This is a genomic window from Micromonospora sp. LZ34 (genome assembly GCF_052981855.1).
In genome coordinates, this window is the sequence record NZ_JBRIQN010000013.1 from 93,447 (window position 1) to 116,306 (window position 22,860).

Here is a 22,860-nt window from a genome sequence, read left to right on the forward strand (position 1 = left end):
AGGACACCCCCATGAGCACCAGACGCATACGGACGATCGCGTCGGCGGCGTTGCTGGCGCTGCTGTTCACCACCACCGCCTGCGCCGACGACGCCGGCTCCGGCAGCGGCGACGGCGGCTCCGGCGACGGCACCATCAAGTCCGGGCTGAAGATCGCCTTCCTGCCGAAGCAGGTGAACAACCCGTACTTCGACACCTCCGACAACAAGGGCGGCAAGGTGGCGGTGGAGGAGTTCAAGGGCTCCTACAGCCAGACCGGCCCGTCGGAGGCCAGCCCCTCGGCGCAGGTGAGCTACATCAACACCCTTTCCCAGCAGCAGACCGACGTCATCGTGGTCTCCGCCAACGACAAGGACGCGATCTGCGGCGCGCTCGAGGAGGCCCAGCAGAGCGGGGCGAAGGTCGTCACCTACGACTCGGACACCAACCCGTCCTGCCGGGACCTGTTCATCAACCAGGCCACCGCCGAGGGCATCGCGAAGTCGCAGATCAAGCTGATCTCCGAGGCGGTCGGCCCGGAGGGCGGCGAGATCGCGATCCTCTCCGCCACCGCGAACGCGACGAACCAGAACGCCTGGATCGAGATGATGAAGACCGAGCTGGCCAAGCCGGAGTACGCCAAGCTCAAGCTCGTCGACACCGCCTACGGCGACGACGACGACCAGAAGTCGTTCCAGGAGGCCCAGGGCCTGCTCGCCAAGCACCCCAACCTCAAGGGCATCATCTCGCCGACCACCGTCGGCATCGCCGCGGCCGCCCGCTACCTGTCCGGCTCGACGTACAAGGGCAAGGTGCAGCTGACCGGCCTCGGCACCCCGAACCAGATGCGCGCGTACGTCAAGGACGGCACGGTGCAGTCGTTCGCCCTCTGGAACCCCGCCGACCTGGGCTACCTCGCCGCGTACGCCGGCGGCGCGCTGGCCTCGGGCCTGATCACCGGCAAGGAGGGGGAGAAGTTCACCGCCGGCAAGCTGGGCGAGTTCACCGTCGGCGCGGACGGCGTGGTCGTCCTCGGCGACCCGTTCACCTTCACCGCCGAGAACATCGACCAGCTCAACTTCTGACCAACCGCGGGAGGCATGGCGTGCGCCGGGTCTGTTTCACCCTCCAGGTCCGTCCGGAGCGACTGGAGGAGTACCGGCGCCGCCACGCCGCGGTGTGGCCGGAGATGCTGACCGCGCTGCGGGCGGCGGGCTGGCACGACTACGCCCTCTTCCTCCGCGAGGACGGCCTGCTGGTCGGCTACCTGCACACCGACGACTTCGACGCCGCGCTGGCCACGATGGACGCCACCGACGTCAACCGCCGCTGGCAGGCGGAGATGGCCCCGTTCTTCGCGGACCTGCCCGACGGGCGCCCCGATCGCGGCATGCACGTGCTGGCCGAGATCTTCGACCTGAACGAACAACTGGGGAGACACGGATGACTGACCTGGCCCCGGCGACCCGGGCACGGGTGGCGGCGGCGCTGCGCGACCAGCGGATCGAGACGGCGTCCTGGGCATACGGCAACTCGGGCACCCGATTCAAGGTGTTCCCGCAGGAGGGCGTGCCCCGCGACCCGTACGAGAAGGTCGCGGACGCGGCCACGGTGCACCGGTTCACCGGCGTGGCGCCCACCGTCGCGTTGCACATCCCGTGGGACCTGGTCGACGACTACGCCGCGCTGGCCCGGTACGCCGCCGAGCAGGGCGTCGCGCTGGGCACCATCAACGCCAACGTGTTCCAGGACAACGACTACAAGCTCGGCAGCGTCACCAACCCGGACCCGGGGATCCGCCGCAAGGCGATCGGCCACCTGATCGAGTGCATCGAGGTGATGGACCGCACCGGGTCCCGCCACCTGAAGCTGTGGTTCTCCGACGGCACCAACTACCCCGGGCAGGACGACGTGCGCGCCCGGCAGGACCGGCTGGCCGCGGCCCTGCGGGAGACCTACGACCGGCTCGGCCCGCAGCAGCGGATGCTGCTGGAGTACAAGCTGTTCGAGCCGGCGTTCTACCTGACCGACGTCCCCGACTGGGGCACCGCCTACGCCCACTGCCTCGAGCTCGGCGAACGGGCCCAGGTGGTGATCGACACTGGCCACCACGCCCCCGGTACGAACATCGAGTTCATCGTGGCGTTCCTGCTGCGCGCCGGGAAGCTCGGCGGCTTCGACTTCAACTCCCGGTTCTACGCCGACGACGACCTGATGGTGGGCGCCGCCGATCCGTTCCAGCTGTTCCGCATCCTGCACGAGATCGTGCTCGCCGACGCCCTGCGGCCCGGCGCCGGCATCGCGTTCATGCTCGACCAGTGCCACAACATCGAGCCGAAGATCCCCGCGGTCATCCGCTCGGTGATGAACGTGCAGGAGGCGACCGCCAAGGCGCTGCTGGTCGACCACGAGGCGCTGCGCGCGGCGCAGGCCGCCGGCGACGTGCTGACCGCCAACGCGGTCCTGATGGACGCCTACCACACCGACGTCCGACCGCTGCTGCGGCAACTGCGCGAGGACATGGGCCTGGATCCCGACCCGATCGCGGCGTACCACCGCTCGGGCTACTTCGAGAAGGTCAGGACCGAGCGGGTCGGCGGGCAGGCCGCCGGTTGGGGAGCGTGACGGGATGTCCACCGCAGACGACCTGGTCGCCCGGTCCCGACGGCTCGGGGCGGACCCCCGCAACACCAACTACGCCGGCGGCAACACCTCCGCCAAGGGCCGCGGCGCCGACCCGGTCACCGGCGGCGACGTGGAGCTGCTGTGGGTGAAGGGCTCCGGCGGAAACCTCGGCACCCTCACCCCCGCCGGTCTGGCCGTCCTGCGGCTGGACCGGCTGCGGGCGCTGGTCGACGTCTACCCCGGCGTGGACCGCGAGGACGAGATGGTCGCCGCCTTCGACTACTGCCTGCACGGGCGCGGGGGAGCGGCACCGTCGATCGACACCGCCATGCACGGCCTGGTCGACGCCGCCCACGTCGACCACCTGCACCCCGACGCGGGCATCGCGCTGGCCACCGCCGCCGACGGTGAGGCGCTGACCAAGGAGTGCTTCGGCGACCGGGTGGTGTGGGTGCCGTGGCGACGCCCCGGCTTCCAGCTCGGTCTGGACATCGCCGCGGTGCACCGGGCCAACCCGCGCGCCATCGGGGTGATCCTGGGCGGGCACGGCATCACCGCCTGGGGGAGCACCAGCGATGAGTGCGAGCGCAACTCGCTGGAGATCATCCGTACCGCCCAGGCGTTCCTGGACCAGCGCGGCCGGCCGGAACCGTTCGGCCCGGCGGTGCCCGCGAACGCGGCGCTGCCCGCCGCCGAACGGCACGCCCGCGCCGCGGCCCTCGCCCCGGTCATCCGTGGCCTGGCCGGCACCGACCAGCCCGTCGTCGGCCACTACGTCGACAGCGACCCGGTGCTCGACTTCCTGGCCGGCGCGGACCATCCCCGGTTGGCCGCGCTCGGCACCTCCTGCCCGGACCACTTCCTGCGCACGAAGGTCCGCCCGCTGCTGCTGGACCTGCCGCCCACCGCGCCGCTCGGCGACGTGGTGGCCCGGTTGCGGGAAATGCACGCCGCCTACCGGGAGGACTACCGCGCCTACTACGGGCGGCACGCCGGCCCGGACACACCGCCGATGCGCGGCGCGGATCCGGCCATCGTGCTGGTGCCCGGCGTGGGCATGTTCTCCTTCGGCCGTGACAAGCAGACCGCCCGGGTCGCCGGTGAGTACTACGTCAACGCCATCAACGCCATGCGCGGCGCCGAGGCGGTGTCCCGGTACGCGCCGATCGACGAGGCGGAGAAGTTCCGCATCGAGTACTGGGCGCTGGAGGAGGCGAAGCTGCGCCGGATGCCGCCGCCGAAGCCGCTGGCCACCCGGGTGGCGTTGGTGACCGGCGCCGGCTCGGGGATCGGCCGGGCCGTCGCCCGCCGGCTCGCCGCGGAAGGCGCCTGTGTGGTGCTCGCCGACCGGGACGCCGACGCGGCGACCCGGGTGGCCGAGGAGATCGGCTCCGCCGACCACGCGCTGGCCGTGCCGGTCGACGTCACCGACGAGACCGCGATACGGGCGGCCTTCGACACCGCGGCGCTGCGCTTCGGCGGCGTGGACCTGGTCGTCAACAACGCCGGGCTGTCCATCTCCAAGCCGCTGCTGGAGACCACCAGCGCCGACTGGGACCGGCAGCACGACGTCATGGCCCGCGGCTCCTTCCTCGTCTCCCGCGAGGCGGCCCGGGTGATGATCGAGCAGGGCGGCGGTGGCGACATCGTCTACATCGCCAGCAAGAACGCCGTCTTCGCCGGCCCGAACAACGTCGCGTACGGGGCCGCCAAGGCCGACCAGGCGCACCAGGTTCGGTTGCTCGCCGCCGAACTCGGGGAGCACGGCATCCGCGTCAACGGCATCAACCCCGACGGGGTGGTCCGCGGATCCGGGATCTTCGCCGGCGGGTGGGGCGCCCAACGGGCCGCCGTCTACGGCGTGCCCGAGTCCGAACTCGGCGCGTTCTACGCCCAGCGCACCCTGCTGAAGCAGGAGGTCCTGCCCGAACACGTCGCGGCCGCCATCATCGCGCTCACCGCCGGCGAGCTGCCGCTCACCACCGGCCTGCACATCCCCGTCGACGCCGGCGTCGCGGCGGCGTTCCTGCGGTAGACCACCGACCGTGCCGTCCAAGAGGAAGGAATGGTCCCCGTGACCACGCCGACCATGGAGCACCGACCACTCGACGACGACGACCTGACCCTGCTCCGCCTGCTCGCCGAGGGGCTGCCGATGGACGCGGTGGCCCGCCGGCTCGACACCTCCGAATGCACCGTACGCCGCCGGGCGCGGGCGATCTGCGACCGGCTCGGCGTACCGGCACCGATCGCCGCGGTGGTGTGGGCCGCCCGCCGCGGGCTGCTGTAGAACCTGCTGGCCGTTCCCGGGAGGAGCACGTGACCGTCATACCCGTCACCGTCGCCGCGGTGGACCTCGGCGCCGCCAGCGGCCGGGTCATGGCCGGCCGGCTCGGACCCCGGACGCTCGACCTCGCCGAGGTCGAACGGTTCGACAACGTCCCGGTCCGCGCCGGCGGCGTCCTGCACTGGGACATCCTGCGGATCCACCGGGGCGTCCTCGACGGGCTGCGCGCCGCCGGCCGGCACGCCGGTCCCGTCGCCTCGGTCGGGGTGGACTCGTGGGCGGTCGACTACGGGCTACTCGACGCTGACGGCAGGGTGCTCGGCAACCCCGTGCACTACCGCGACGGGCGCACCGACGGCATCGCCGACCGGGTGACCGCCACCGTCCCGGCCGCGGAGCTCTACCAGCGCACCGGCGTGCAGTTCCTGCCCTTCAACACCATCTACCAGCTCGCCGCCGCGGCCGGCACCGCCCAGCTCGCCGCGGCGGCCACCCTGCTGCAGATCCCCGATCTCGTCACCTACTGGCTGACCGGCGTCGCCGGCGCCGAACTCACCAACGCCTCGACCACGCAGCTGCTCGACGCCCGCACCGGGAACTGGGCCACCGACCTCATGCGCCGACTGGGCATCCGGCCCGAGCTGTTCCCCGCCCTGCGCCGCCCGGGCGACCCGATCGGCGACCTGCTGCCCGACGTCGCCCAGGCCACCGCGCTGACCGGAGCGGTGCGGGTGACCGCGGTCGGTTCACACGACACCGCCTCCGCGGTCGTCGGCGTACCGGCCCGGGGGGAGCGCTTCGCGTACGTCTCCTGCGGCACCTGGTCGTTGGTCGGCGTCGAGCTGCCGGCGCCGGTGCTCACCGAGGAGAGCCGGGCGGCGAACTTCAGCAACGAGGTCGGCGTCGACGGCACGGTCCGCTACCTGCGGAACGTGATGGGACTGTGGCTGCTGCAGGAGTCGATCCGCAGCTGGCGGGCGGCCGGCCTCCCCGCCGACCTGGCGGCGCTGCTGCGCGAGGCCGCCCGGGTGCCCGCGTTCAGCGCCGTCATCGACCCCGACGACCCGGTCTTCCTGCCCCCCGGCGACATGCCCGGCCGCATCGCGGACGCCTGCCGCGCCCTCGGACAACCGGCGCCGACAACCCCGGCCGAGACGGTGCGGTGCATCCTGGACAGCCTCGCGCTGGCCTACCGCGCCGTGGTCGCGGACGCGCAACGGCTCTCCGGCCGCGACGTCGACGTCATCCACGTCGTCGGCGGCGGCGCGCGCAACGAGCTGCTGTGCCAGCTCACCGCCGACGCCTGCGGCCTGCCGGTCGAGGCCGGCCCGGTCGAGGCCGGCGCGCTGGGCAACGTGCTCGTGCAGGGGCGCGCGCTCGGCGCAGTCGGCCCCGACCTGGCTGCGATGCGGTCGCTGCTGCGGGCGACCCAGCGGATCCGCCGCTACGAACCGCGCGGCGACGGCAGGGCCTGGACGGCTGCCGCGACCAGGCTCGCGTCCGCGACCGACTAGCGCGATCAGGACCCCGGCCGGGTCCGGCGTCCCCGCGGCGTTCGGGACCTGGCGCTCTCCGCGGGTGCCTCGCGGTCCACCACCTCGCGGGCGAGCCGGTCCACGCCGCGTGCCCGTTCCGCCCGCAACGCCTCCTCCTGGGCCGGAGTGCGCCTGCGAACAGCGGCGAACACCGCCGTGACGGCCTGCCACCAGATCTTCGCCCCCATGAACCCCCCGAACCGAGGCCGCCCGCGACAGCCGCTCCTTCACGATCATTGCGGTAGGGAAGCGCCACCCCGCCGGCCGGCGTTACGGCGCCGGCGGGCACTCACCCGCCGCGACGGAGGTACGCCGCAGGGTGTCGATCGACGAGGCCCCGGTCCGCCGCCGGTCCTGATTCTTCGCGGCTGGAGCGCAGCGCCGGGTCAGGGCGTCACGGGTAGCGGGAGGTGTGCCGGAACAGGCCGAGCCGATCCAATCCGAGCAGCGCCAGCACGATCCCCGCGAGGAGTACCAGCCACTGCTCCGCCAGCGGATACAGCCGGACCACCCAGCCCTGCGTCAGGTACACCGGGTCCGCACAGGAGACCTGAGCTGATCCGGAGAACCACGGGTCCACCCGGCGGCCGTCGAGGTGCGGTCCCCGGTTCGGCCACGACGGCACGTCGACCGTCCGCTCCACCCCCGCCTCGGGGGTGACGGTGCAGGGGTGCTGACCGCCGCGGGCGGCGCTGGTCAGGTAGACGGGACCGTCGCCGGTCCAGGTGTGCCCGGCGTCGACGGCGCCGGACCGGGCGTAGCCCATCAGGCCCAGGCACAGCGCGGCGATCACGCAGCCGAGGGTCACCAGGGCCCGGCCGAGCCGCCGGTCGGTCCTCGTCGACAGGGTTCTCATCGTTCCGGACTCTCCGGCCGGCCGGGCTCGTCCGCGGCCGGCGGCTCGTCGGACGAGCCGGCCGCGCGGTCGTGGTCCAGGTCGCCGGTGAGCTGCGCGTCGTCGGCGAGCACCCGGGCCGAGGCGGCGAGGTCGTCGAGGTCGAGCTGCTCCGCGTGGGCTCGGGCGCGGCCGAAGAACTCCCGGTAGTCGCCCACGGCGAGCAGGTCCCGCGGGGTGACGCTGCCTGCCCGCAGTTGGTGCCCGATCTCCCGCCCGATCGGGTCGGGCCCGGTCATCATCGCCTCGAAGACCAACTGCCGCCGCCGGGCCTCGTCGCGCAGGACCGCCCCGTACGGGGTGCGGTCCAGCGCGGTGAGCACGTCCTCCGGGCGGGTGGGCGGAACCTGGTTCACGCTGGACATCCTGCCTGACGAACCGGTCACTGGGGCAGGCCGACCGGCGGCGGGGCCAGGACCGGCAGCTCGCCCGCACCCGACGCCATGCCGAAGTCGGCGACGGCTGAGGTGAACGCACTGGTGAGCGAGTCGGCCCGGCCCACCAGGTCGAGCGCCTCCTTGACGATGTCCCACACCTTGTAGCCCTCGTAGATCGCCGCCGCCCCGAAGACGACCCCGCCGATGACGGTCTCCGAGGTGCCCACCGCGGTGCTGGCCGTCGCAACGAAGATCATGGCGGCGTCGACCAGGTCGGAGAGCAGGGAGCCGAGCACTTTGCCCAGCTCGAACATGGCCTCCGCCGTCCGGCGGTATTCCGCCGCCAGCGCGGACACCGGCCCGGCCGCCACGTCGAGCTTGCGCGCCGAGTTCACGACGTGGGCCTGGAACGCGGTGGCCGCCCTGCCCTGCCAGTGCTGCTCGGAGCAGAGGGCGGCCCAGCGGAGGTTGTCGGCCATGCCGCCCAGCGACGAGGCGATGTTGTCGAACGCGTCGGCGCATCCCCGCACCCCGGCCCAGTCACCCGCGACGGGCTTGATGAAGCTCTCGTACGGGTCGTAGGCGCGGTCGCAGATGCCCAGTTTCGCGCCGAGCCAGGTGGCGCCCCAGATGGCGTCCCGGGTCACCGAGGTGGGGCTGGCGATGTCCCACAGTTGCGGCTCGAACTGGAACGCGTCGTCCTTGTTGTAGTCGGGCACCTCCCGGAGGCTGTCCCGCGGTTCGGCCCGATCGGCGAACGGCGCCGCGGACCCGGCGGCCCGGTAGAGGCTCGCGAACTGCGAACGGTCGAGCTGACCGTCGCCCCGGAAGGAGCGGTCCAGATGCTCCGCCGCCGCTTCGTCCGTGCGCTCGTAGTAGTTCAGTGCCTGGCGCAGCGACGCGCCGGTGTGGCCGGCCGTGAACTTCGCGATGTCCTCGACGAAGCCGCGGATGTCCGACACGGCCCGCTCGTGCTTGCCGCTGATCCGGTTGATGAAACCCGGCCCGTACTCCAGCGCGGTGTTGGTGTCCAGGTGGCTCAGCCCGGCTCGCGCGTCGTCGCCGAGCCGGTCGAACACCGCCGGCAGGCCGCGCAGCGCGGCCACATCGACGTCAAAACCCATGAAGAACGCCCCCGTGTACGGCGACCGGCGCCTTCCCGACCGGTCATCGCGCCGCCCATCCTCCTACAGTGGAGGCCCGTGGTGGGGGCCCGGGCGTGCGGCGCCGGCCACGGCGAGCCGCGGTCAGGCCGTGTGCTCGGCGACGAGGTGCCCGTCGACGTACGCGCGGCACCGCTGCGGCCGGAAACCGGCGAAGAGCAGCTTGCGTTCCTTCTCGATGAGCACGTTGTGCCGCTCGTGCACGCCCACGGTGAACTGGTACCGCTTGATCAGATCGACCGACATGACGCGCAGCTCCCGGTGCACCGGTCGCCCGTCGACCGTAATCGACAACCCGCCCCAGAACTTGTCGAAGGAGAACGTCACCTTGTGCCGCTCGTGCACCCCGACGTCGAAGCTGAACCTCACCGGACAAGCCCGTCGCGCCCGGCGCGGTCGCGGCCGCTGGTGTTGGTGCGCCAGCCGGCGCCGGTCAGGTCACTCATGCCGCATCTCCCCGATGATCTGCTCGATCATGCCCCTCGATTCTGCCTCATCGAGCGCCAGCGCCGACGAACCGCGCCGGCTGCGAAAGTGCCGACCGCCCGCCGCTGCGGCGATAGGGTCTGGCCCTATGCGGACGAAGCCGGAGTTGAGCGCGACGATCCGCCGGGAGCGGCGGGCGGTGCTCGTCGTCAACGCCCACTCCCGCCGGGGCCGCCGGCGCTACGAGGGCGCCCGGTCACAGCTGATCGCGGCCGGCTTCAGCCTGCTCGGCACGTACCCGGTCGACCGGCCCGCCGAGCTGGAGCAGACCCTCGCCGCCGCTGCCGACCTGGAGCCGGACCTCCTGGTCGCCGGCGGTGGCGACGGCACGATCGGCACCGCCGCGCGGCTGCTGGCCCACCGGGACATCGCCCTCGGCCTGCTGCCGCTGGGCACCACCAACAACTTCGCCCGCACGGTCGGCATCCCGCTCGACCTCGACGCGGCGGTCGCGGTCCTCACCGACGGCAAGGTGATCGACGTCGACCTCGGGCTCGTCGGCGACATGCGGTTCACCAACCACGTCGGCGTCGGCCTCTCCGCCGACGTGGCGCTGCGGACGCCACCACGGCTCAAGCGGGCCACCGGGCGGCTCGCCTATCCGCTCACCGCGCTGGCGCTGCTGGCCGGGCACCGGCCACTGCGCGCCACCGTCCGCGCCGAGGGACGCGAGCACGAATTCGTCACCCACCAGCTGTACGTCGCCAACGGCGGCTTCCACGCCGGCCGGCCGATCACCGCCGACGCGGACGCCGACGACCGGCTGCTGGTCGCGTACCCAGTGGGCGGGCCGACCCGCCGCGAGCTGCTGCGCGACACGGCCCGTAACGCGGCGACCGGGCATCGTCGTACCCTCGGCGAGGAGCCCTTTCTCGCCGTACGCCAGCTCTGGCTGGAGACCGACCGGCCGGCGCCGGTCGAGGTCGACGGCGAGTTGTACGGCGAGACGCCGATCCGGATCGGCCTGGACCCCAACGCGCTGCGCATCATGGCTCCCGCCGACAGCCCGGACCGCTAGGGCCTGTCCGGGGCAGCGAAGGCGGTCGGCCCGTCGGCTTCGACAAGACGATCTACAAGCGTAGGAGCGAGGTCGAGCGGACGATCAACAGGCTCAAGAACCTCCGGGCCGTGGCCACGAGGTACGACATGCGGGCCTGCCCTTCCATCGCACCGTCACCGTCGCCGCGATCTGGCTCTGGCTTCGTCATGATCCGCCGGACAGGACCTGACGGTAAGGCGCTCGAAAACCGGTGGAACAGCGCCGCTGTGTGCCATTACCGTGCTGCCGAACCAAGTCGTCTGGTCAAGGACGTGCCGTTGTACACCCTGTGAGACCTCCCGAGCGCTGATTCGTCGCGCGTCGCGCATGTGCGCCGCGCTTCTTCTTGCTGCGGACTTCTCACTGAAACCGGTGTATTTCTGTGCTCAAAAACTGGGTGGTCGTGCCCACCTGCCTGCCCCTCGTAGTCCGTCGTTGCCACGCGTGCGCGTCCGAGCGCTTCCGGGCGAGCGGTAAATTTCGCGTCAACGCAAACCACAAGCTCCTCGACGCCTGGCTCCTCGTGCTCTGTACCGGTTGCGGGGAAACTGCAAAGCTCACGGTCCTGGAGCGGGTGAATGTGCGCTCCGTACGACCTGAGCTGCTGGACCGGCTGCATGACAACGACCCTGGCCTGACAGCTGAGCTGCTCCAGGATCCGGTCGTGCGGCACCGTAATCGCATCGCCCTCGACTGGGACAACGCCTGGCGCCTCGACACCGGCGGATCGGATAACCGGGATTGCGAAGTGATCGACGTCTCGGTCCGCTTTGCGGCGCGGATTCCTGTCCGGCCGGTGCGACTGATCGCTGAAGGTTGCGGTCTTTCCCGGGCCGAGGTCGAGAGACTGATCACGGAGGGGAAACTCGTTTCGGCGGTCCGGCTGAGCGGCAAGCTCTCCGGCGACTTCACCTTCACGCTCAAACGCTGAGCCCTCATCGGGCCCTAGTACGGCAGTCGCCCTTCGTGATCATGTGCCGAGTTCCGTTCGGAGGCGTCGTTGGTAGTGGGCGCGGCGGGCGCGGGTTTGATGCTCGCCGCGCCAGATTGTCCAAGTCGGTGGATGACGCCACGAGTGTGCTGCCCACCGCGGGTGTCGGCAGGTCACCGGTCTCGTCCACGACCAGTACCGCGTCCGGGTCGCCGAGGTGGTCCACCACGAACCCGCGCACGTCACGCTGCACCGCGTCGGCGTCCCGGACTGCGGTGCACAGCAGCCGCTGCATAGCGTCCGGGCGGGCATGCCCGGCCTGCTCGGCCCGACCCCAGCAGCTCCGAACTTTGGTCGAGGCCGGATTGTGGTCCACAATCCGGCTTCCGGCCCATGCTGGTTGATCAAACAGGGTTGAGGGAGCCCGATCGGAGCGCCCTCATAGCGCGGCCCCAGGCAATGAGCTGGTCCAGCATGGTGGTGACCGCGTCCTGTTGATGGGGGGCTGGTTTGAGGACGCTGAAGTGCTCGAAGTCGGTGGACAGCGACAGGGCGACCTGGGCGCGTACGTCAGCGACGTGGAGTTCGCCCATTACCAGGCGTAGGTGCTCGACGGCTCTGGTGCCGCCGGAGGTGCCGTAGCTGACGAACCCGGCCGCCTTGTTGTTCCATTCTGCGTACAGGAAGTCGATGGCGTTTTTCAACGCACCAGAGGTTGAGTGGTTGTATTCGGGCGTGACGAAGACGTATGCGTCGAAGGACGCGATCTTCTCGGCCCAGGCCCTGGTGTGCGGGTGCTGGTACTGGCCCATCGCGGGTGGCATCACCTCATCCAGGTGCGGCAGGTCGAAGTCTTTGAGATCTACCAGTTCGAACTGGGCGTCGCTGCGCTCGGCCGCCAGGTCGTAGACCCAGCGAGCCACGGCCTCGCCGTTGCGTCCCGGGCGGGTACTTCCGATGATGATCGCTACGTTGATCACAGGTTCCTCTTCCTTCGATGATGCGCTCAGGGGTGGGTACTGCTCGCGGTCGGCGGCCCGTCCGGGGTTGTTTGCCGTGTGGTCGGTGCTGAGGTGTGTCGGGCGCGGCCGGGCAGCAGCACGGTGGCGGCCAGGGCGACGATGGTGAGGATGAGCATCCAGGTCAGGGCGGGGGTGTAGCCGCTTGCCTGGAGGATGGTGGCCATTAGGGCGGTTCCGGTGCCGGCGCCGACGCGCTGGATGACGTTGCTGGCACTGGTGGCGTCCGGGATGGTCGCGGGCTTGAGTGTTCGGTAGATCGCGACGGCGATGGGCAGGCTCGCGACGCCGAACCCGATTCCTCGTACGAAAAGTGCCGCGCTCAGCAGGAGCGTGTCGCTGTTGGCCGTGGCGAAGGCGAACGGGACGGTGCCGGCGGTGGCGACGGCCATTCCGGCGACTGCGAGGGGGCGGGGCGGCATGCGGTCGGCATACCGGCCGACCAGCAGGTACGCCAGGGCAAGACCGACGCTCTGTGGAGCGAGTACGAGTCCGGCGTCGAACGCGGACAGCCCGCGAAGCTGCTGGTAGTACAGCGGCAGGAGGAACATCGGCCCCCAGGTCGTGACACCGAGGATGAACATCATCACCGTGCCGCCGCGGAAGGACTTGTCGGCGAACAGCCGCAGGTCGATCAGGCTCGCCCCGCCGCGGCGTACCGACCGCAAGACGAAGGCCGTCAGCAGCAGTATCGCGGCGATCCCACCGGTGAGCGTCTCGACGCGTACCGCGGCATCCGGTCCGGCATCGAGGGTGGACAGAACGTAGAGCAGTGCGACCACCGCGGTCGGCAGCAGGGCGAGTCCGACGAGGTCCAGGTCCTGGGCCTGGTCGGAGCGTTGCTCGTCGCGTGGGAACCATCGCCAGGTCATGACGAGCGAGACGAGCACGATCGGCACGTTGACGAAGAAGATCCACCGCCAGCCCCAGCCGTCGATCAGCAGACCGCCCAGCAGTGGCCCGGAGATGGGGGCCAGTTGACCGACCAGCCCGACGACGCCCATCACCCGGCCCAGGCGCTGCGGCCCGGCGGCCCTGGCCAGGGTGAGCTGCGTCAACGGCAAGATCATGCCGCCGCCCAGTCCTTGCAGCACCCGGAAGACGATGAGGGAGTCGACCGACCACGCCATCCGGGACAGCACCGATCCGAGCAGGAACAGCCCGAGCGCGGTCAGCCACATGGTGCGGGCGCCGAACCGGCCGACCGACCAGCCCACCAGCGGGATCACCGCGGTCATCGCCAGCACGTACGCCGTGGTGACCCACTGGATCACCGTCACCCCGGCGTCCAGCTCGCGGCGCAACTCGTCCAGCGCCACTGCGACGATCGTGGTGTCAAGCAATGCCGCGATCGCCCCGAACAGCAGCGTTGCGGCCACCGGCACGATGCTCTGGCCGGACGTCGCCGCCGGCGGCGCGCCGCGTACCGTCTGGGCGCTCACGGGATCAGTAAGGTCTTGCCAGTCGTCGCCCGGGCCTCGATCGCCCGGTGCGCCTGCGCGGCTTCGACCAGCGGATAGGTCTGGCCGACGATCGGGCGCAGCCGACCGGCCGCTGCGAGGGCGAGTGCCTCCTCGCCCAGCGCCCGCACCTCGTCGGCGCTCGGCGCGCCGCGGTCCGGCACGACCGTCACCCGGTCGTCGGGTTCGGTCCACGAGCCGCTGGCCATGCCATAGATGCTGGCCCGGCCGCCGGGCCGGATAGCGGCCATGCCCTGCGCGCCGATCTGCCCGCCGACGCCGTCGAAGACCAGGTCGACGCCGGTGCCGCCGGTGACCTCGACCACCTGGCGTTCCCATCCCGGCCGGGAATAGTCGATGTAGGCGACCGCGCCGAGGGAGGTGACGAGCTCCCCCTTGGCCGTGCCGCGGGCGGCGCCGATCACCTCCGCGCCAGCTGCGACGGCGAGCTGCACCAGCAGGCTACCCACACCACCTCCGGCCGCCTCGACGAGCACCCATTCGCCCGGCCTCACCTGCGCCTGCCGGTGCAGCAGGACCGCCGTACGACCGTCCGCCAACAGCGCCACCGCATCGCGCAACATCACCCCGTCCGGGACCGCGATAACGTCCTGCGCACGGGCCAGGGCCAGCTCGGCGTAGCCGCCAGTGCCGCCCGTCGTCGTCTCCACGGTCGTGCCCACAAGCGTCGAGTCGACCCCCGCTCCGACGGCGCGAACCCGACCGCCGACGCCGTTGCCTGGAACCCGGGGCAGCGGCGGCCGCTGCCTGGCCGCGGGACCGGCGCCGGCCCGCACCTGCGTCTCGACGAACGTGATGTTGGCGTACTCGACCGCCACCAACACCTGCCCGGCCCCCGGCGTCGGATCCTCGACCTGCCGGACCTGCAGGACCTCGGGCCCACCGAACCGTTCCATCACCACGGCACGCACGATCGCCACCTCTCCCCAATCGGAGCGATGTGCTCCGATTGGGCGACCGTATAACGGAGTGACCCGCTCCGCAAAGCGGGTATGATCGACGTCATGCCCGAACACCGGCGCCGCGCCCCACGCCAGGCCGAAGCCGAACGCAACGACCGCGCGCTCCTCCAGGCCGCCCGGGAGGTGCTCGCCGCCGACGGGGTCCACGCCTCAGTAGCGGCGATCGCCGCCCGCGCCGGAGTCGGCATCGGCAGCCTGTACCGCCGCTACCGCACCAAGGAGGAACTCTTCCAGCGCCTGTCCGCGCTCTCCCTCGACAACTGGAACCACGCCGCCGAGCAAGGACTCGCCACAGACAACCCGTGGGACGGGCTCGCCAGCTTCATCACTACCTGCATCGAATTCGGCCAAGGCTCACTCGGCCCGATCGCCGGCACGATCACGGTCACCAAGGAGATGCAGGCCAAATCCGACCGCTCCGACAACCTCCTAGCCGCCCTCGTCACCCGCGCCCACGAGGCCGGCGTGCTGCGGCCGGACGTCACTCCCGTCGACATCTCCCTCCTGATCGAACAACTCGGCACATCACCTGTCCTGGACCAACTCCGCAAGCAGGGCCACGAGGACCTCATCGACGCCGCCGCGAACGCCCGCAAACGCATCATCGCCATCGCCCTGGACGGTCTGCGCGCCGTCCACACTCGACCGCTGCCTGGCGAGCCGCCATCCGACCGGCTCTTTACCGAACGCTGGACGCGCCGCCCCGACTCGCCAACTGGGTGAACCGCGCGCACCCGCGTCGGGCTCCCCAGATCCAGCACTGTGGACCGAACGCCATTGATGATCACGCCGAGCCGCCTCGTACATCCCGGACCAGCAACGTCACGAAGTGCGACTGCCGTACTGGGGTCTGTCCGGCAAGATCCGCCGGACAGGCCCTTGCGCTGCAATCCCTCGCCGACGCGACTCCTTACGGCGTCAGGCCGGTCGTCATGGTCACGCCGACGGGCGGGAGACGTCGTAGAGCAGGTGCGTCACACGGTCGCCCTGGACGACGCGGGCGGGGTTGTCGAGGGGGACGACGTCGCCGGCGCCCATCGCGCCGAAGAACGGGCGGCCCGATCCGAACACGACGGGAACGACGTTCATCACGACCTGGTCGACGAGCCCGAGTCGCAGCGCCTGACCTCCGATCTGTCCGGCGGCGAGGTCGACGATCCGGTCATCGCCCGCGAACGCCCGCGCCCGCTCGATCGCCGACTCGACCCCGTCGGTGACGAACGTGAACGGGGCGGTCCCCGCATACTTCCAGTCCGTCGGCGGCTCGTGCGTCACGACGAAGACGTGCTCACCGGCGGCCGGCACCCCGCCCCATCCGTCCGTGATGTCGAACGTCCGGCGGCCCATCACCACACAGCCGATGCGCGGGTAGACGGCTTTGACGAACTCCATGGAGGCGCGCGTGCTGTGCATCGGATGCTCCTCCGGTTCGCCGCTCCAGGTCCACTCGACGTCGCCGTTCCCCGCCCATTCGAACAGCGGGCCGACCTGGTCGCTTTCGTCGGCGATGAAACCGTCGATCGAGACGGCGGCGCAGCCCATGATCACCTTGCTCACTGATCCTCCTCGCGTCGTGATGTGTGCCGATTCTGAGGTGGATGCCGGCGCGGGCGCTTGTAAGAAATCAATCGGCCGGCAGCGGCCCGACGTCGAGGGCGTTACCGGGATGGTCGGCGAGGAACCGCCGCCGCAGCGCCACGGTACGCCGTCGGCGTGCATCCGGTGAAGGTCTGAGGATCAGTACCGCGGACGGCATGGGCGGCAGCTTCAATCGCGAGTACGGCGGGGTGCCCTCGAGAAAGTAGAGGTCGTCGACCAGCTGGTCCAGCGGCGGTTGCGGAACCCGGGACACGTACTGCACGGGGAACAGTCTCCCCGCTGGCCGCCGTCGCCGGTCCCACCCGACGCCCCCCCCGACAGCGGCGATGGATCCGCCGCGGCTCGGGCTTGTCATTGATCTTCGTGAGCGCGGATACTGTGAGGCCACCATGTGCCGTACCCACGGGGGAGGTGGCGCGGATGGCAGCCACGGAGGCTTCTGTCACCCACCGCGCCATGGATGGCCGGCGGTTCCTGCTCACCGGCCCACTCGACCTGAGCGCGCCGTTCACCTCGGTGGTCGAGCTGACCGTCGCCGGCCGGCTGCACGAGTTCACGGCCGGCTCGCTCGGCCTCGCCGACGACCTCGCACAGGAGCTCGGCGTCACCGGCTTCGACGAGGAGCTCAGCTATCAGGGCGGCACCCTGCTGACGGCGCGGGTGCGGTCGTACGACCCGCAGATCCGGCTCAGCGAGGAGCGGCTGGTGGCGGCGTGGCGGGGACGCCGGTACTGCTTCCTCACCCAGCTGTACGGCGGCTCGACGGCGGACCTGCTCGCGGTGCTGCGGACGGTGCGGATCACGGAGCACGACGACGGTGTCGCCGTGCGTCCCCAGCCACGGGCCGGTAGCCGGTTCGCGGCGCCGGCGGCCGTGATCAAGCAGGTGCCCGGGCTCGGCCTGCTCGACATGACGCCGTTGACCGCCGAGCGCGCCCGGCAGCTGCCGGCGTGGCGCGGGCTGTCGACCCGGGCGGGGGAACTCTTCCGGGACACGCTCTCCGACGGCAAGCCCTACTTCGTGCTCGCCGCCGTGGACACCTGGGTGACCGTGCTACCGCTGGCCGACACGGCGATCGACCGGGTACCGGACCTGGTGGGCCGGCTCCGCGTCCAGTTGGGCGGGTGAGGCGTCGTGTCGGCCCTGGTGGCCAGCGTCGCCGCGTACACCGTGCTGCTCACCCTGCTCCTCGCCTGCGGTGAGCACCTCTCGAAGCCGGCGACGCTGTCGGCGGCGCTGGCCGCCCACCGGGTGCTGCCCGCGCCGTCCGCCGTCGCGGCGGTCGTCATCGCGGCCGAGGGCCTGCTCGGCGCGGCCGGAGTGGTCGCCCTGCTCCGCGACGACGGCGGCCGGCTGCTGGCCGCGGTCCTCGCCGGCAGCGCCGCCCTCCTCGCCAGCTACGCGGGCTACGCCCGCCGCGTGCGATCGACCGGGCGGGCCGTCCCCTGCGGATGCTCCCGGGTGGAGCAGCCGATGACCGGCTGGGTGGTGGCCCGGGCGGCCACCCTCGCCGGCCTGGCCCTGGTCGGCTGTCTGCTCTCCGGCGCGGTCGTGCCGCTGGGGCGTCCCGGCACCTCGCTCACGATCGTGCTGCTCGCCGCGGCCACCTTCACCGCGCTCCTGGCGCACCTGCCCGCCGCCATGCACGACCCGACCACGGATCAGCCGCCCGCTCGGGTGGGACGAGGAGGCGTACCCGGATGAGTTTTCAGACCAGCGCGCTGATCCTGAGCTGGATCGCCATCCTGCTGCTGGCCCTCGTGGTGTCCGGGCTGGTACGGCAGGTGCACGCGTTGTCCAACGGCGGCGCCGCTCGCCCCGGGTCCGTCGGCCTGCGGCCCGGCTCGCCGGCGCCGCGGTTCCGTGACCTGGCGCCGCCTTCCCCCGCCACCCTGGTCCTGCTCTTCCTGGACCACGGCTGCGCCACCTGCGACCAGCTGCTCGACGAGGCCGCCGAACAGGCGCGGCGGGCCGACCTCGTGATCCGGGTCCTCTACCGGCACACCGTCCCGCCGCACGCGGCCGACCTGCCGATGACCGTCCTGGACGAGCAGGCGGACCTGTTCGACCGGTACGACGCGATCGCCACCCCGTTCGCGGTCGTGGTCGACGACACCGGGCGCATCCGCCGATCCGAACCCGTCGGCTCCCGGGTGGCCCTACGCCAGCTGCTCGACCAGGTCGATGCCCCGCCCGGCGGCGGCACCGCACCGACCGTCCACACCATCCAGCGGGGAGGCCCCCGGTGACCAGCCTCGACGCCGTCCCTTCGCTGCGCGGAACGGACCCGGGCACCGGCAGCGCGGCCCGGCGGCGCGCGCCGAGGGACCGCCAGTCCTGGGCGCTGTCCCGCCGTACGCTGCTGTCGGCCGGCACCGCCGTGGGAATGGCCGCGCTAAGCGTCTTTCCCGCCGCCCGCCGAGCCTACGCCGACGGGTACGACATCTACGGCAGCTGTCCGAGCTACGCCAGCGACCAGAACTGTTCCCCCGGCTGCGGCCCGAGCCCGATCTTCGCCTCCGCCTGCAACACCAGCGGGACGTACGCGGGCTTCCACAAGAACGACGGCACCACCTGGAAACTGCGGCCGAACCAGTGCTACGCCGGCACCTACGACGGCTGGCTGTGGCGCTACCAGGGCGCCTGCGGCGCGTGCGCCTGCTCGGTGGAGCGCCGCTGCCACGACGGGTACCGGCAGACCAGCTCGGGCTGGGTCAGGTCGATCTGCCGCTGGAACACCGACTGCGGGTGCCTCACCTCGGTCAGCTGGCCCAGCACCCGGCGCGGCCACAGCGGCCCGAACGTCTACACCCTGCAACACCTGCTGACCGCGCGGGGCTACACCGCCACCGCGGACGGGATCTTCGGCAGCGGCACGGAGACCAGGGTGAAGCAGTTCCAGTCGGCCAAGGGGATCACGGCGAGCGGCGTCGTCGACGCCCAGACCTGGCCGCTGCTGGTGTTCACCGTGTCGGCCAAGGGAATCACGGCGAGCAAGACGGTCGGGGTCGGAACGCGGCCACCCGTCGTGGTCACCGTGCACTATCCGTACACCGGGCATGTCGTGCGTGGCGTGCAGCGGCAACTCAACAAGCACGCGTACGGGTTGGCGGTCGACGGGGTCTTCGGGGCGGGGACCGACGTCGCGGTCCGGGACTTCCAGCGGCAGAACGGGCTGACCGTGGACGGCATCGTGGGCCAGAGCACCTGGCGCACGCTCACCGGCGGCGGCGTATGACGGGCGCGCCCGTACGACCCGTTGCGCCGTTGCGCCGCTGGGCCACCGACCCGCTCGTACCCGTCCTGCTGCTCACTGCCGGCGCGCTGCTCGCCGCGGCGTACGGGCACGTGCTCACCTGGGCGGCGATCGGCGGGCTGGCCGGCTACACGCTCTCCGGCTCGGTTTGAACCCGCAACAGCGCGTACGCGCTGGCCTCGCCCGGGCGGCGGGATCGGAATCCACAGGGGAGCCTGCTCACCCTGTTCGTGCTGGGGCTGCTCGCCGGCGGCCTGCTCAGCGGGGTGGTCCTCGGCCTGCTCTCCGGCCTGTCGGCGCCGCTGCCCGCACCCTGGCGGTACGCGGCGATCGTGGCGGTGGCGCTGCTCGGAGTGCTCCGGGAGACCCGGGTGGTGACCATCACGCTGCCGCAGAACGCCCGTCAGGTGCCGCAGGACGTGCTGCGCCGTAGCCCGCGCCTGGGTGCGCTGCGGTTCGGGTTCGAGTTGGGCACCGGCGTGCGGACCTACGTGTCGGCCACCGCCCCGTACGTGCTCGCGGTCGCGGTCCTCCTCGGCGGTCAGCGGCTGGAGGTCGCCGCGCTCACCGGGGTCGGTTTCGGCGCGGGCCGCGCCGCCACCCCGCTCATCCGCCGCGCCTCCGGGGCGGTCGAGGGTTGGGACGCCGACCTGGGCGCACGGCTACGCGTCATCACCGTCACCGCGTGCGTGGCGCTCGCCGCCGCCTTCGGCCTGCTCCTGCTGCACCAGTTGTAACGCCGGTTCCCGTCGGCGGAGCGGCCGCGCGATGCGAACGGGTGCCGGAGCGGGCACTGCACGCCGCTCCGGCACCCGGTCGTTCCGTCCTCGGCCCCGCGCGGCGGACGCACCCCCGGGCCAGTGCGCGCGCCTACAGTGCCCGGCACTGCCCCGACGCCGTGCCCCGGACGGTGTTCGGCGCACCGAGGTCGACCGGGACCGGGCTGTTGCCGGCGCAGTGCAGCGCGGCGACCTCGTTGCCGGCGAGGATCGCCGCGGTGCCGCCGGTGACGTTGCCGGTCAGGACCAGCGGACCGTCCACCCGCGCCCCGACCACGGTGACGTGGCCGGTGGTGCCGGTCAGCGCGACCGCACCCCGCACGCTGGTGTTCAGCAGCTCGACGGCGGTCGCGCCGGTCGCCGTCAGGCTGCCGGAGACCGTGGACCGCTCGGCGACCAGGGCGGCCCCGGGGCGCACGACGACCGAACCGGCCACGGTCGCTCCGCGCAGGCAGGTGACGCCGGTGCCGACGACCAGCCCGCCGGTGTGCTGTCCGGAGACGACGCTGGTGCACGCCGGTGGCGACGGGATCAGCGTGGCCACGAACGCTCCGGGCGCGCCGATGTTGCCGACCGCTCGATGCCGCGGTACTCGACGGTGTGCCGGCCGTAGCCGGGGGAGCGCTGGGCGAACGGCGAGACCGACAGGCCGCCCGAGCCGAGGTTGCCGTAGACGAGGCCGTCGACGTCGGTGCCGGTGGCCGTGAACCGGAACGGCTCGTCCGCGTCGGTGGGCCAGCCGTAGTAGTTGTGCCAGCCGTCGCCGTCCAGGCGGAACTCCGAGGTGGTCTGACCCGCGCCGTCGTCCGTGCCGGTCAGCCTCATGGTGAACGGGCCGTTGTAGAGGTACTCGGTGGGCCGGCCGGGCTTCTTCGTGGCGAGCAGCGGTTCGGAGACTTCGTAGCTGACCGTCGGCCGGGTCGCGTCGACGGTCCAGGTGCGGGTCACCGACTCGCGCGTCACCGGGTCGCTCACCGTCGCGGTGAGCCGGTGGGCGCCGCGGGCCAGGTCCAGCGGAGCCAGTTCCAGGTCGCCGTCGTGCCCCGGGTTGGTCACCGGCCGGCCGTCGAGGGTCCAGCTCACCGTCGGCGCCCGGTCGGTCGGGTGGGTGCTCTCCACGTACACCACGTCCCGCGCGCCGACCGGCCGGTCGGTCGCGGTCGAGGCGGTGATCGCCAGCGGCCCGCCCGCCGCGGGCGTGGTCAGCCCGGTGTCCACGGTCCAGGTCCGCCGCTGGGTCAGCGCGGGCGACTCCCGCACCGCGGGGTCGCGGACGAACGGGGTCGGGTCGGTCACCGTGGCGGTGACGGTGTGCGTCCCGGTTGCGAGCCGCAGCGACCTCAGGTCCAGGCTGCGGGCGTTGCCGGTGCCGGGGACGGTGCTGCCGTCGACCGACCAGGTGACGCTCAGCTCGTGGCTGACCGGGTGCAGGGTCTCCACCCAGACCACCCGGTCCGCGCCGATCGGCCGATCCGCCGGCGTACCGTCCTGCAGGATGCTGACCCGGCCGGCGATCCGCTGGGTCATCCGCTCCCGGGCGACCTGGTCGAAGTAGAAGCCCAGCGACTTCATCATCGAGTGCTGGCTGGGTCGCCACACGCCCCGCTGCAAGTAGAGGCCGCCCTCGTAGCGGCCGATCGTGCCGCCGGACTCGCTGGGCTCGCCCAGCCACCGCCACCACTTGGCCCGGGTGTCGCGCATCTGCTGTTCGGTGAGCACGGTGTGGTGCACCGAGGAGGGCTCAGGCCCGGTGTACGTGTCACCGGGTACGCCGCGGGCGTAGTAGTCGTACTCGTCCTGCAACCCGCCCAGCGAATGCCCCAGCTCGTGCGGGCTGATCAGCGCGGAGAGCGCGTTGCCGCCGGACGCGGTGGCGTTGGCGCCGCCCGCACCGCCGTAGGTGCCGCTGTTGGCCAGGGCGATGAGCTGCCGGTTGCCCGGGTTGGTGCCGGTGGCCAGGTTGGCGTACGTGTTGGCGGCCGCGCCGTCGACGGAGAGCAGGCGCTGCACGCTGTTGGGGTTGCAGCCACCCCAGAAGCCCATGTCCAGCACGGTGTTTCGCTGCGGGTCGGACAGCCCCGGATCGCAGTCCACCCCGGACTCGGCGGAGACGATCTCCACGGCGTAGACGTTGACGTAGCTGCGGTACGACTTGAACGGCTCGATCGTCCAGAGCGTGTTGAGGTGCTTGTCCACGTGGGAACGGAACGTCGGCAGGTCCGCCTCGGTGTAGCCGTCGCCGAGCAGCACCAGGTTGAAGCGCTTGGCCGGATCCCCGGTGACCTGTATCGGCACCACGGTGGCGCTGCCCACCTCGGCGGCGGCCGCCGGTGGAGCGGCCACCAGCCCCGCCGTGACCATCGCCGCCACACACAGCCCAGCTCTGATCTTCACCACGCGCCCCCTCCGTGACCGGCTGCCGACGCGACCCCGCTGCCGTGATCGCG

At 71.9% G+C, this 22,860-nt stretch carries 26 protein-coding genes and 2 pseudogenes; 16 read left to right on the top strand and 12 right to left on the bottom strand.

Annotated features, from left to right (window positions below; all coding sequences use genetic code 11):
• Positions 1-11: 11 nt before the first annotated feature.
• The 6 genes from rhaS to ACVCAH_RS16600 are packed head-to-tail and all read left to right on the top strand — an operon-like array spanning position 12 to position 6,405.
• Entirely contained in the window at positions 12-1,064 is a 1,053-nt protein-coding gene (gene rhaS / locus ACVCAH_RS16575) for a rhamnose ABC transporter substrate-binding protein (protein ID WP_447137024.1), read from the top strand.
• Between the two features lie 20 nt (positions 1,065-1,084).
• Positions 1,085-1,426, top strand: coding sequence for an L-rhamnose mutarotase (locus tag ACVCAH_RS16580; RefSeq protein WP_447137025.1), 342 nt, complete (start codon positions 1,085-1,087; stop codon positions 1,424-1,426).
• On the top strand, positions 1,423-2,604 hold the full coding sequence (gene rhaI, locus ACVCAH_RS16585; protein ID WP_447137026.1) for an L-rhamnose isomerase: 1,182 nt from the start codon (positions 1,423-1,425) through the stop codon (positions 2,602-2,604). The genes ACVCAH_RS16580 and rhaI overlap by 4 nt, the downstream gene beginning before the upstream one ends.
• A gap of 4 nt (positions 2,605-2,608) precedes the next feature.
• Positions 2,609-4,639, top strand: coding sequence for a bifunctional aldolase/short-chain dehydrogenase (locus ACVCAH_RS16590; protein ID WP_447137027.1), 2,031 nt, complete (start codon positions 2,609-2,611; stop codon positions 4,637-4,639).
• A 39-nt stretch (positions 4,640-4,678) separates the two neighbouring features.
• A complete protein-coding gene (locus ACVCAH_RS16595) occupies positions 4,679-4,894 on the top strand; it encodes a hypothetical protein (RefSeq protein ID WP_447137028.1) in 216 nt (71 codons plus the stop codon).
• A 29-nt stretch (positions 4,895-4,923) separates the two neighbouring features.
• The gene (locus ACVCAH_RS16600; protein WP_447137029.1) at positions 4,924-6,405 is read left to right on the top strand and encodes a rhamnulokinase; all 1,482 of its coding nucleotides are present in this window, start codon (positions 4,924-4,926) and stop codon (positions 6,403-6,405) included.
• Between the two features lie 415 nt (positions 6,406-6,820).
• On the opposite strand, the gene ACVCAH_RS16605 is transcribed toward ACVCAH_RS16600, so the two are convergent.
• From ACVCAH_RS16605 to ACVCAH_RS16620, 4 genes are all read right to left on the bottom strand, one after another.
• Positions 6,821-7,282: a hypothetical protein gene (locus tag ACVCAH_RS16605; protein ID WP_447137030.1), complete on the bottom strand. Its 462-nt coding sequence runs from the start codon at positions 7,280-7,282 to the stop codon at positions 6,821-6,823.
• Positions 7,279-7,677, bottom strand: coding sequence for a hypothetical protein (locus ACVCAH_RS16610; RefSeq protein ID WP_447137031.1), 399 nt, complete (start codon positions 7,675-7,677; stop codon positions 7,279-7,281). The genes ACVCAH_RS16605 and ACVCAH_RS16610 overlap by 4 nt, the downstream gene beginning before the upstream one ends.
• Positions 7,678-7,703: 26 nt before the next feature.
• A complete protein-coding gene (locus ACVCAH_RS16615) occupies positions 7,704-8,822 on the bottom strand; it encodes a hypothetical protein (protein ID WP_447137032.1) in 1,119 nt (372 codons plus the stop codon).
• 123 nt (positions 8,823-8,945) lie between these two features.
• Entirely contained in the window at positions 8,946-9,230 is a 285-nt protein-coding gene (locus tag ACVCAH_RS16620; RefSeq protein ID WP_447137033.1) for a hypothetical protein, read from the bottom strand.
• A gap of 205 nt (positions 9,231-9,435) precedes the next feature.
• On the opposite strand from ACVCAH_RS16620, the gene ACVCAH_RS16625 reads away from it, so the two are divergent.
• From ACVCAH_RS16625 to ACVCAH_RS16635, 3 genes and pseudogenes are all read left to right on the top strand, one after another.
• Positions 9,436-10,365, top strand: coding sequence for a diacylglycerol/lipid kinase family protein (locus ACVCAH_RS16625; protein WP_447137034.1), 930 nt, complete (start codon positions 9,436-9,438; stop codon positions 10,363-10,365).
• Positions 10,366-10,373: 8 nt separating this feature from the next.
• A pseudogene (locus ACVCAH_RS16630) lies at positions 10,374-10,576 on the top strand (hypothetical protein); the annotation flags it as partial.
• A 192-nt stretch (positions 10,577-10,768) separates the two neighbouring features.
• On the top strand, positions 10,769-11,317 hold the full coding sequence (locus ACVCAH_RS16635; protein WP_447137035.1) for a DUF1062 domain-containing protein: 549 nt from the start codon (positions 10,769-10,771) through the stop codon (positions 11,315-11,317).
• Between the two features lie 169 nt (positions 11,318-11,486).
• Here ACVCAH_RS16635 and ACVCAH_RS16640 read toward each other — a convergent pair.
• The 4 genes and pseudogenes from ACVCAH_RS16640 to ACVCAH_RS16655 form a co-directional block, all read right to left on the bottom strand.
• Positions 11,487-11,663, bottom strand: a pseudogene (locus ACVCAH_RS16640) (IS701 family transposase); the annotation flags it as partial.
• Between the two features lie 58 nt (positions 11,664-11,721).
• Positions 11,722-12,297 (bottom strand): NADPH-dependent FMN reductase, encoded by a 576-nt coding sequence (locus ACVCAH_RS16645; protein WP_447137036.1) that lies wholly within the window; start codon positions 12,295-12,297, stop codon positions 11,722-11,724.
• A gap of 26 nt (positions 12,298-12,323) precedes the next feature.
• Complete coding sequence (locus tag ACVCAH_RS16650) at positions 12,324-13,778, bottom strand: MDR family MFS transporter (RefSeq protein ID WP_447137037.1); 1,455 nt, start codon at positions 13,776-13,778, stop codon at positions 12,324-12,326.
• Positions 13,775-14,833 (bottom strand): zinc-binding dehydrogenase, encoded by a 1,059-nt coding sequence (locus tag ACVCAH_RS16655; RefSeq protein WP_447137038.1) that lies wholly within the window; start codon positions 14,831-14,833, stop codon positions 13,775-13,777. The genes ACVCAH_RS16650 and ACVCAH_RS16655 overlap by 4 nt, the downstream gene beginning before the upstream one ends.
• Here ACVCAH_RS16655 and ACVCAH_RS16660 point away from each other — a divergent pair.
• Positions 14,822-15,502 (top strand): TetR/AcrR family transcriptional regulator, encoded by a 681-nt coding sequence (locus ACVCAH_RS16660; protein WP_447137039.1) that lies wholly within the window; start codon positions 14,822-14,824, stop codon positions 15,500-15,502. The genes ACVCAH_RS16655 and ACVCAH_RS16660 overlap by 12 nt on opposite strands.
• Positions 15,503-15,715: 213 nt before the next feature.
• On the opposite strand, the gene ACVCAH_RS16665 is transcribed toward ACVCAH_RS16660, so the two are convergent.
• Positions 15,716-16,336 (bottom strand): dihydrofolate reductase family protein, encoded by a 621-nt coding sequence (locus ACVCAH_RS16665; protein WP_447137040.1) that lies wholly within the window; start codon positions 16,334-16,336, stop codon positions 15,716-15,718.
• A gap of 67 nt (positions 16,337-16,403) precedes the next feature.
• Positions 16,404-16,640 (bottom strand): hypothetical protein, encoded by a 237-nt coding sequence (locus tag ACVCAH_RS16670; RefSeq protein WP_447137041.1) that lies wholly within the window; start codon positions 16,638-16,640, stop codon positions 16,404-16,406.
• Between the two features lie 158 nt (positions 16,641-16,798).
• On the opposite strand from ACVCAH_RS16670, the gene ACVCAH_RS16675 reads away from it, so the two are divergent.
• The 6 genes from ACVCAH_RS16675 to ACVCAH_RS16700 all read left to right on the top strand — a co-directional run bounded on the left by ACVCAH_RS16675 (position 16,799) and on the right by ACVCAH_RS16700 (position 20,371).
• Complete coding sequence (locus tag ACVCAH_RS16675) at positions 16,799-17,506, top strand: hypothetical protein (protein WP_447137042.1); 708 nt, start codon at positions 16,799-16,801, stop codon at positions 17,504-17,506.
• A gap of 6 nt (positions 17,507-17,512) precedes the next feature.
• The gene (locus tag ACVCAH_RS16680) at positions 17,513-18,082 is read left to right on the top strand and encodes a MauE/DoxX family redox-associated membrane protein (protein WP_447137043.1); all 570 of its coding nucleotides are present in this window, start codon (positions 17,513-17,515) and stop codon (positions 18,080-18,082) included.
• Positions 18,079-18,627: a hypothetical protein gene (locus tag ACVCAH_RS16685; protein WP_447137044.1), complete on the top strand. Its 549-nt coding sequence runs from the start codon at positions 18,079-18,081 to the stop codon at positions 18,625-18,627. Before ACVCAH_RS16680 ends, ACVCAH_RS16685 begins: the two co-directional genes overlap by 4 nt.
• Positions 18,624-19,616: a peptidoglycan-binding domain-containing protein gene (locus tag ACVCAH_RS16690; protein ID WP_447137045.1), complete on the top strand. Its 993-nt coding sequence runs from the start codon at positions 18,624-18,626 to the stop codon at positions 19,614-19,616. Before ACVCAH_RS16685 ends, ACVCAH_RS16690 begins: the two co-directional genes overlap by 4 nt.
• Complete coding sequence (locus ACVCAH_RS16695) at positions 19,613-19,786, top strand: hypothetical protein (RefSeq protein ID WP_447137046.1); 174 nt, start codon at positions 19,613-19,615, stop codon at positions 19,784-19,786. Before ACVCAH_RS16690 ends, ACVCAH_RS16695 begins: the two co-directional genes overlap by 4 nt.
• 78 nt (positions 19,787-19,864) lie before the next feature.
• A complete protein-coding gene (locus ACVCAH_RS16700; protein ID WP_447137047.1) occupies positions 19,865-20,371 on the top strand; it encodes a hypothetical protein in 507 nt (168 codons plus the stop codon).
• Between the two features lie 133 nt (positions 20,372-20,504).
• Here ACVCAH_RS16700 and ACVCAH_RS16705 read toward each other — a convergent pair whose 3' ends face one another.
• Positions 20,505-20,957, bottom strand: a complete 453-nt coding sequence (locus ACVCAH_RS16705; protein WP_447137048.1) for a hypothetical protein — start codon at positions 20,955-20,957, stop codon at positions 20,505-20,507.
• Positions 20,945-22,807: a M64 family metallopeptidase gene (locus ACVCAH_RS16710; RefSeq protein WP_447137049.1), complete on the bottom strand. Its 1,863-nt coding sequence runs from the start codon at positions 22,805-22,807 to the stop codon at positions 20,945-20,947. The genes ACVCAH_RS16705 and ACVCAH_RS16710 overlap by 13 nt, the downstream gene beginning before the upstream one ends.
• Between the last annotated feature and the right edge of the window lie 53 nt (positions 22,808-22,860).